This is a genomic window from Oleiphilus sp. HI0123 (assembly GCF_001635315.1).
Genome location: NZ_LWGE01000725.1, coordinates 1 through 304 on the forward strand (window position 1 = coordinate 1; position 304 = coordinate 304).

Sequence of the window (304 nt, forward strand, 5' to 3'; positions counted from 1 at the left end):
GTTGATTGGTTCACCCACGCTTCCCAGCAAACGCAAGCTTGATAGGTCGCATTTTTCAACATAGGCATCGCCTTCTGCCATCAAGGCTCGAATTGCGGTCGGCGCAGTGTAGATAACGTTAATCTTATGCTTTTCAACAATCTGCCAAAAACGCGAAAAATCAGGGTAGTTCGGCACACCTTCATACATAACATTCACAGCACCATTCGCTAGCGGCCCATAAAGCATGTAAGTGTGGCCGGTGATCCAACCAAAATCAGCTGTACACCAGTAAACATCATTTTCCTGATAATCAAAAACAACT

Annotated in this window: 1 protein-coding gene; it reads right to left on the minus strand. The window is 45.1% G+C overall.

The window, feature by feature from the left end; genetic code table 11:
• The coding region (locus A3761_RS06465; RefSeq protein WP_156491678.1) for an AMP-binding protein at window positions 1–304 on the minus strand (304 nt) is incomplete at both ends.